Raw genomic sequence first — 7,706 nt, forward strand, 5'->3', positions numbered from 1 at the left:
CCGGGGAGGGACGCGGTGGCGTTGTTCAACAAAGGCAAGGAGCAGGACCGGAAGCCGGGGTATGAACCGTTACTGCTGCGGCTGCCGGGCGAGGGCACGGCGGAGTTCGACCAGGCGGAGGTCGTTCGTGGCTACGCGGTCCTGCGCTGGGAGACCCCTGCGGGTGGTATCGGGCTGGTGCACTCGCTGCGGGACGGAAACGCCTATCCCCGGTCGGTCATCGACGCCTTGTACGGCCGGTACGGGGAGCGCCTGGCGTCCAGGTATGCGTGCGTGGTCGTCGCGCAGGCCGGTACGCAGGTCAGCGAGCCGTACGTGCCGCGGCTCCTCGCCCTGGACGTGCTGCCGGGACTGAAGCTGTCCGAGCAGTACGAGCCGACGTGGAAACACCTGGCCGCCACGGTGGGGATGCGGGCTCCGTACTGGTTCGCCTCGCTCCGGGACCGCGAGACGATCGCCGCCTGGAGACCGGGGACACCGCCGGCCATCGTGCCCGCCTGCCACGTCACCAGCCGCATCGAGGCGCTGGTGGAACTCGCCGCCGACGAGCCGGACGGCTCTCCGGCCGCTCGCCTGTGCTGGTCCTTGGCCCGCGAGATCCGCGCCCGCGATCACAAGTCAGTCACCCGCGACATCCAGGAACTGCAAGACAACGCCGCCGACAGCGGTGACGGCGCCCACCTGGTCCTCGGCGCCGTCCCCGCCGAGCTGCGCCGCCCCGACGAAGAGCCGCTGCCCGAGGTGGTACGCCGTGCGGGCTGGCTGTCGATCACCGAACGCCGCGACGTCCTGGCCCACCGCGTCGCCGCCCTCGCCCAACGTTGGGACGGCGGCCAGGACTGGCACACCGGCGACGCGGTCGTCGTCCGGCCCGACGAGTGCGCCACCGCCCGCGAGTGGGCCCAACGCCTTCGACCCGTCACCCGGGACCAGGCGCCCACCGTGCTGGAGCAAGAACTGCTCACCAATGCCCGTGACACCGAAACCGACGAGCTCCTGCACGACCCCGTCACCGGCGTGCCGGCGATCCGGCGCCGCAAGCGCTGGTCCCACGACGAACCCGAGGACATCTTCACCCTCGCCCTGCAGCGCCTGCCCACCACCTCCCCCCTGGCGGCCCTCACTGTCAGCGACCACACCCCCTGGATCCGCACCCAGGACGGCACCCTGTGGCCCGCCCCGGCCCGCTCCGGCTACGGCATCAGCTGGGGCTACAACGGCACTGGCAACCACACCCTCGCCCGCCTCGTTGACAAACTCCTCGACGACATCTCCGCACCCGCCGTCACACCCCGCGAACCCGACCCAGCCCAGGGCCTGGTCGACCTGCTGCGCACCACCCCGCAGGACGGAACCACCACCTACAACCGCGCCCAGCTCCTGGCCGCACGAGCCGGCTGAACCGCCCGGCCCTGCTGCTCGGCGCCCTACGAGGCCCCAGCAGGCAGTTCGCTCGTCGGCGACGGACCAGAGCATGCCGAGCTACTTCAGCCGGTGGCCCTGCTGTCGTCGTCGACGAGGGATCTGGTGATCTGGAGATGCTGCGGTGCAGGGTTTGTCGGTTATGCGGGCTGGTTCAGCCGGAGCTGCGGTCGGGGTCGGCGGTTTGGGCTTCGGCGTAGGTGCCGTAGCCGGTGGAGCGGTCGAGGAGGGTGAAGTCCATGTCGCCGGCGCTGAACCGGCTGGTGTAGTAGTGCCCGGTGGCAGCCTTGGGCTGTAGCCCGGTGACCGTGATTCGGCAGGCTCCCTCATGCCGGGGGCTGCGGTGCTGGTGCTCCACGCGGGGCGTGTTCTCGTACAGGAAGGCAATCTCGGCGGTGCCCGAGTTCTCGGGGGCACTGATCGTGGCATTGCTCGGGCGGGAGGTGCTTTCCTTCGTACGAAGCGTGGCGTGCAGGCTCCAGAAGGTCTGCTCGATCGTCATGTATGTGGTGATCGGGCCCCGGTTTATCCCTTCGGGTATGTGGCTCTCCGGGCTCGGGGAAAGCACTACCCGCCAGGTGCCCGTGACCCAGGGGCGGCTGGTGAAGCGGTGGATGACGGGCCAGTGCCAGGCCCACTTGTCGAAGACGATGACGCCGTATCCGATAGCGGCCGGGATGTAGGCGAACAGGTACCGGAACTGCGACGGGTACAGGCCCAGGACGACCAGGATGACGGTGTAGAGGGTCGCGGCGATGGTGGAACCGGTGCGGATGGTGGCGGCCGTGCTCATCATCAGCCTCCGTAGCCGAGGTAGTGCCACGCGCCCTCGATCAGCTCACCGGCGTCCTTCGCGTTCCACTTCTGTCCTTCGCCGAAGACCTTCTTCATCTCGTTCGGCTCCCGCATGAGCTGAAGGCTCCAGAAGGAAGAGAGCTGACGGTGGACCTCCCGCAGGCTCGCGCGGATCGCGTCATCCAGGTCGCCGGTGAGGAAGATATGGTCCGGGACGTTGTAGATCAGGCACTCGGAGAAGTACGACGGCAGCGCCTTGATCACGCCCTCGGCAGCGAGGTCGTTCTCCACGTTCTTCAGGACTCGCACCACGAACTTGTACCGGTACTTGGTGTTGATGTTCTTCGTGCGGCCGTTGGCCAGCTGGAGCTCGGGCCAGTTGATGACCTGCTTGCCGTTGCGTCCGTAGACGACGCTCCCCACGCGCTCGCCCCCGGGAGCTGCGGCGTCGTACTTCACCCACTTGAAACACGGCACCACGTCGATGCTGGGGCGGCTGCCGACGACCTCCGGGACGTAGAAGGCGATGTTATGGTCCGCGTCTACCCACCCGAAATGGCTGGTGAGAGCGGCGTGGACCTCCTCGCGGAGGTGGGCCTTGGTCCACGGCCCTGGGTGCCGGGCCGGTTGGCCCCACCACCACGACGCCAGGCCATCGGTGTGGAAGGGGTCGTTGAGCTTCACCATGATGTCCACGTCGCTGTCGCCGCGGACGTTGGTCTTGTTGGGGTAGGAGCCCTTCGCAGCGACCGTGATGTCGAGCCCTTGGAATGCCTCGTGCTGGCTGATCGCAACCTTCACCATACGCTCGGCCCGCTCCAGCCGGAGCTGCTCGGAAGCCCCCGGGGGATTCTTCCACTTGTTGATCAGAACGAGCCGCTGAGCGTACGTCAGCTGTTGTGCCATTAACCCCTCCCCGCCTCCGACCCTGTACCTGAGACATCGTACGAGCGGGTCTGACAAACCGACCTCAGCAGAACACTTCCACCCAAGGTCCCGCGCACCATGAGGGTCCCGAGAGCCGCTGCGCCCAGGACCGCGCCCGCCTCGTACGGACGCTCGAGACCCGGCTGGACCGCCTCGCCGAACATGTCCCGGCCGCCACATTGCCCGCAGAGGGGGGGAGCGGCTTATGACCCCAGGACCTACACGCACGCCAGTGCGATGTCGCTGCTCAGAGCCCATGGCATCGCACTCAAGTACGTGTACGCCCTGGGGCTCGATGTCGCTGGCCCCAGGCAGCGAAGGACCCCGGGCGCCCAGTGCGCCCGGGGTCTCTGTCCATCGGCGTCACGCCTTCTCCAACTTCGGTCCGTGAGCGGCGGCTCGCCCTAGCCTGTCTGATAGGTCAGTGATCGTCCGGGCTGTGGTTCGTTCTCAGCCATGTGGGGCGGGGTGATTTGAGTGAGGCGGAGTGGGTTCGGCTGGAACCGCACCTGCCCGGCAATGCCGGCGGTGGAAGTGCCACCGCAGGGTGATCAACGGGATTCTGTTTCGGTTGCGCACAGGGATTCCATGGCGGGACCTGCCGGTCCGGCTCAAGGAGGAGCTCTACCGCCGGGGCTCGACGGCTTCCTCGCCGCGCACACCCAGGGCGTCAGGCGCCCTATCGCCTGAACACCCTGGTCAAGCGGGCGCGCCGCTCAGGCCGTCTGGGGGGCGGGCTTGAGGATGGCGAAGGGGGCGCCGTGCGGGTCGGCCAGCCAGGCGATGCGGCCGACGTCGGGCACGTCCGAGGCGGGCATGACGACGGTACCGCCCTGCTCCTGTGCCCGCGCGACGGTGGCGTCGGCGTCGGCGACCGAGAAGTACGGAATCCAGCGCGGCTCCATGCCCTCCTGGGCCGGGGCGAGGCCGCCGAAGGAGGCGTCCTGCTGGTCGCCCTCGGCGCTGGACAGCACCGTGTACGTCATGCCGGGCGCCTCCATCTCCCGCGACCGCCAGCCGAACAGGGCGCGGTAGAAGGAGAGCGCGGCCGGGACGTCCGCTGTGTGCAGCTCGGCCCAGCACAGCGTGTTGTCCGAGGAGGTGTCCTCCAGGCCCTTGACGGCCGCGGGCTGCCAGAGGGCGAACTCGGCGCCGCCCGGGTCGGTGAGGCACGCCATGCGCCCGGCCTCCATGACGTCGAACGGCTCGGCCCGCACGGTCCCGCCCGCCTGCGTGGCGGACTTGGTGGTGGCGTCCGCGTCCGGGGTCTGGAAGTACACCGTCCAGGCCGGGCTCGCGCCCTCCTCGGTGAGCGGGCCGAGCGCGGCGACGGTCTTGCCGTCCTTCTTGAAGAAGCCGTAGTCCCCGGCCTCGGGGCCCGCGGACTCGAAGTCCCAGGCGAAGACGGCCGAGTAGAAGGCGGCGGACACCGCCGTGTCCGGGCTGCCGAGGTCGAGCCAGTTGGGTACGCCGGTGACGAAGTCGGTGGAGAGCATCGTGACGTGCCTGCCTTCTGGGGATCGGGCGGAGGGGCCGGGCTCATAACGGATCGTAGGGGTGAGGGCACGCAGGGGCATCCCGAATGGCGATTACCGTGACCGCCATCGTCTGGAAGTCGCCCATCCGCTGACGCGGGCCAGCGCTGACTTCCTGCTTTCCCGCGCCATGCTCGCGTGCGGTCATCACGCCGCTCCTTCCGTGGCCGCCCACTCCAGCCCGAGGCCGGCGAGCGCGGCGAGCTTGTCACCGGTCAGCTTGGCCCGGCGGCTCTTGCTGTTGGACAGGAACACCCCCAGCTTCACCTCCGTACCGTCCTCCAGCCGCTCTACGTGGGCCCTGGGGACGGTCACGGAGCCCGTGCGGGCCTTGTATTGAGCCAGGGCCGCAACGCCGCGCTCGAAGGTGCTCACGGGCGCCGTGGACGGCTTCGCGGGCGCTTCCGGCTCGGGCGCATGCGGGAAGACGCCGATGGCCTCCAGTCGCTCGTGCTGCCCGTCGGACAGGGCCGCCCATACCTCGGGCTTGCGCTGTTTGGCCAGCCACTTCCCGATGTCCATCCCGTGCACGGTGACGCCCGGCTCGACGTAGGCGAGGATGCTCTCCTCGGCGAGCATCTCCCGCACCACGGCGTAATGCCGCTGCCACTCCGCCGGCCACGACGGGTTCCAGTCCTCGTCCACGGCCTGCAACGCGGCCTCCCACTCCGGCCTGTCGGCGAGCGCCCCCGGCCGTCGGAGATTCGAGAGCCACTGCCCGATCGGCTTGTCCAGCGCGGACGCCGACCGGGGCGCGCACAGCGTCCAGTGCTCCTCGAAGTACACCCGGGCCGCCGCCAGGTTCTCCTGGAACCGCTCATCGGCGACCGACCAGACCATCCCCAGCTTCTCCAGCCGCTGCGCCCGCTTGCCGGTCATCTGCCCAGCCCCGAACGCCCGCCGCTGCTCAGCGACCCAGGTCCCGAGCGGGAACGCGCCCTCCTTGTGCTCGTACGGCACCCGGGCGTGCCCCTCACGCTCGGTGAACTCCTTGAGCTTCGCCCAGCCGCGCGCCCAGTCCTGCCGCTCCGTGTCGATCACGTTGAAGCTCACCCAGTCCGCGACCATCACCGGGTCACGCGGAGCCGCAAAGCGCAGCAGCAGACGGGATTCCGCCTCGCCTTCCTCCGGAGCCTCACCGATATTCACCGAGGGCTGCGCCATATCCTTCTGCGGCTCCTGTGGAATCGCCAGCAACTCCACAGCCTCTTCATCATGAGCCCGCAGCCCTTCGAGCACCTTCACCAAAGGACGGTACGACCCGGAGGTGAACATGTCCTCCGGCTGCTCTCCAGGCTGGAGGAATACCGGCACGATCAAAGAGGCGAGTTTCCCCTGCCCGGGCTTCTGCCGCAGGGCCCGGCCGATCGCCTGCACGATGTCGTGCGGCGCGCCCTTGGGGTCCAGCAGGGCCACGGAGTCCACGGCCCGGATGTCCACGCCTTCCCCAAGGACGCGGCAGTTGGACAGGACGGCGCGCAGTGTGGTGGCGCCGAAGTTGCCCAGGACCTCCCGCCGGCGCTCGGGGACGTGCTCCCCGCACAGCCAGTCCGCCCAGACCTTCGCCGGGTACATCTCCGGCTGGTCCGCGTGCAGCTTCGCCACCACCCGCTCCAGGCCCTCCGCGTACGCCTGGGCCTCTATGGTCCGGTGGTGGAAGGTGATGCAGGTCTGGAGCCCGTGCTGCGCCATCGTGTGCAGCAGCGCGGCCTGCAGCGCCCCGAGCCGCTGCCCGCGGACTTCCTCGGTGTGCCGGTCCTCGCCCATCAGCCGCTCGGGCGTCACGACCGGGTCCTGGAGCTCCAGGACGATGATCTGGTACCGCGCAAGCAGCTTCCGCGACACGGCCGACGCCAGCGACAGCTTGTAGAGCACGGGCCCGAAGACGGCCTCGTCGTCCATGCTCGCCGCCATCTCTTCCGGCAGCGCATCACGGACACCTTCGGCGACCTCCCAGTGCGGGGGCCGCTCCTGCCAGATCCTCGGCGTCGCGGTGAGGTACAGCCGACGGTGCGCCGGGATCTTCGTCTGGTCGTGGATGTCCGCCCACGCCTTACCCATCGACCCGGACGTCCTGTGCGCCTCATCGACCACCGCGAGGTCCATCGGGGCCAGCTGCTGCCCGTAGACGCCCGCGAACGCCTCCACGAGAACGGGAAGAGACGCGTAGGTCGCGTAGATGGTCACAGGCCCCGTGCCATGCCACATCGCCAGCCGCACTGGGTTCGTGGTGGAGCGCACCTGCATGTTCCACAGCTCCGGGTCGTCCAGGGGGCCGCACACCGTGATGGCCGGCCCCCTGTGCCCGGCGTTGTGCCACGCCTTCACCGTCTGCGCCAGGAGATCCAGCGTCGGCACCAGGACGAGAACGCGGCCCTTGGGAACAATCCGCTTCGCGGACGCCGCTGCGATGATGGTCTTCCCCGTTCCGCACGCGGCGTGCACCTGCCCGCGCAGGCCATTGAAAGGAATGCCGCCCGGCGGGATATCGAGACCGCGCACAATGGCGGCTACGGCCTCAATCTGGTGTTCACGCAGTTTCACGGCCATTCCCGTGCTCTCCTTTTCGCGGAATGCGGCGCGCAATCAGAAAGAAAGTCCGGCACGGTGTGTGACGGGCCGGGGTGGTGATGTATGGCCCCAGACTCTACACAGCCAGCATCAGTGATGCATCACCCAGGCAGCAGGTTCGCCCTGTAGGCTGATACTTGGCTGAAACTTGCCTCGCACTCACGGTTCATAGGGTATGCTGGCAGGGCATTGGTGAACGTGTCCGACCGGTTTCGAGGGTGGGGGAGGGGTTCGGGTGGAGCGCAGCGGAGCCCGTTACTACGGTGAGGCCGGCACCCCGTCAGGCCGACCAGCCGTCACCTCCGTCGCAGGGTGACGGCTGGGATTCCCAAGCCCTACACAGGCCCGCGCATGATGCACCTCCCCTTGCTGCCAGCCTCGGCGCCCGCGCTTGCGCGGGTGCCTGCAATTCGCGCTTGCGCGAATTGCCCTGCTTTTTGAATTCCGCTTGCGGAA

General features: G+C 68.8%; 7 protein-coding genes and 1 pseudogene. 3 read left to right on the forward strand and 5 right to left on the reverse strand.

Features of this window, described 5'->3' with window-relative positions; genetic code table 11:
* Nucleotides 1–15: 15 nt before the first annotated feature.
* The gene (locus AC07BS_RS29645) at nucleotides 16–1,401 is read left to right on the forward strand and encodes a hypothetical protein (RefSeq protein WP_478935060.1); all 1,386 of its coding nucleotides are present in this window, start codon (nucleotides 16–18) and stop codon (nucleotides 1,399–1,401) included.
* A gap of 175 nt (nucleotides 1,402–1,576) precedes the next feature.
* Here AC07BS_RS29645 and AC07BS_RS29650 read toward each other — a convergent pair whose 3' ends face one another.
* Nucleotides 1,577–2,215 (reverse strand): Cap15 family cyclic dinucleotide receptor domain-containing protein, encoded by a 639-nt coding sequence (locus AC07BS_RS29650; RefSeq protein WP_478935061.1) that lies wholly within the window; start codon nucleotides 2,213–2,215, stop codon nucleotides 1,577–1,579.
* 2 nt (nucleotides 2,216–2,217) lie between these two features.
* Complete coding sequence (locus AC07BS_RS29655) at nucleotides 2,218–3,123, reverse strand: nucleotidyltransferase domain-containing protein (RefSeq protein ID WP_478935062.1); 906 nt, start codon at nucleotides 3,121–3,123, stop codon at nucleotides 2,218–2,220.
* A 479-nt stretch (nucleotides 3,124–3,602) separates the two neighbouring features.
* Between AC07BS_RS29655 and AC07BS_RS29660 the strand changes: the two are divergent.
* Nucleotides 3,603–3,754: pseudogene (locus AC07BS_RS29660) on the forward strand (transposase); the annotation flags it as partial.
* A 106-nt stretch (nucleotides 3,755–3,860) separates the two neighbouring features.
* Here the strand turns inward: AC07BS_RS29660 and AC07BS_RS29665 are convergent.
* Genes AC07BS_RS29665 through AC07BS_RS29675 form a run of 3 tightly spaced genes read right to left on the reverse strand, consistent with a single transcriptional unit; the run spans nucleotide 3,861 to nucleotide 7,181 of the window.
* The gene (locus AC07BS_RS29665) at nucleotides 3,861–4,640 is read right to left on the reverse strand and encodes a VOC family protein (RefSeq protein ID WP_478935063.1); all 780 of its coding nucleotides are present in this window, start codon (nucleotides 4,638–4,640) and stop codon (nucleotides 3,861–3,863) included.
* 43 nt (nucleotides 4,641–4,683) lie between these two features.
* Nucleotides 4,684–4,827 (reverse strand): hypothetical protein, encoded by a 144-nt coding sequence (locus AC07BS_RS29670; protein ID WP_478935064.1) that lies wholly within the window; start codon nucleotides 4,825–4,827, stop codon nucleotides 4,684–4,686.
* A complete protein-coding gene (locus AC07BS_RS29675) occupies nucleotides 4,827–7,181 on the reverse strand; it encodes a helicase associated domain-containing protein (protein ID WP_478935067.1) in 2,355 nt (784 codons plus the stop codon). The genes AC07BS_RS29670 and AC07BS_RS29675 overlap by 1 nt, the downstream gene beginning before the upstream one ends.
* Here AC07BS_RS29675 and AC07BS_RS29680 point away from each other — a divergent pair.
* Complete coding sequence (locus AC07BS_RS29680) at nucleotides 7,119–7,310, forward strand: hypothetical protein (RefSeq protein WP_478935068.1); 192 nt, start codon at nucleotides 7,119–7,121, stop codon at nucleotides 7,308–7,310. The genes AC07BS_RS29675 and AC07BS_RS29680 overlap by 63 nt on opposite strands.
* Nucleotides 7,311–7,706 lie beyond the last annotated feature (396 nt).

It is taken from the genome of Streptomyces sp. NPDC044063, assembly GCF_056434285.1.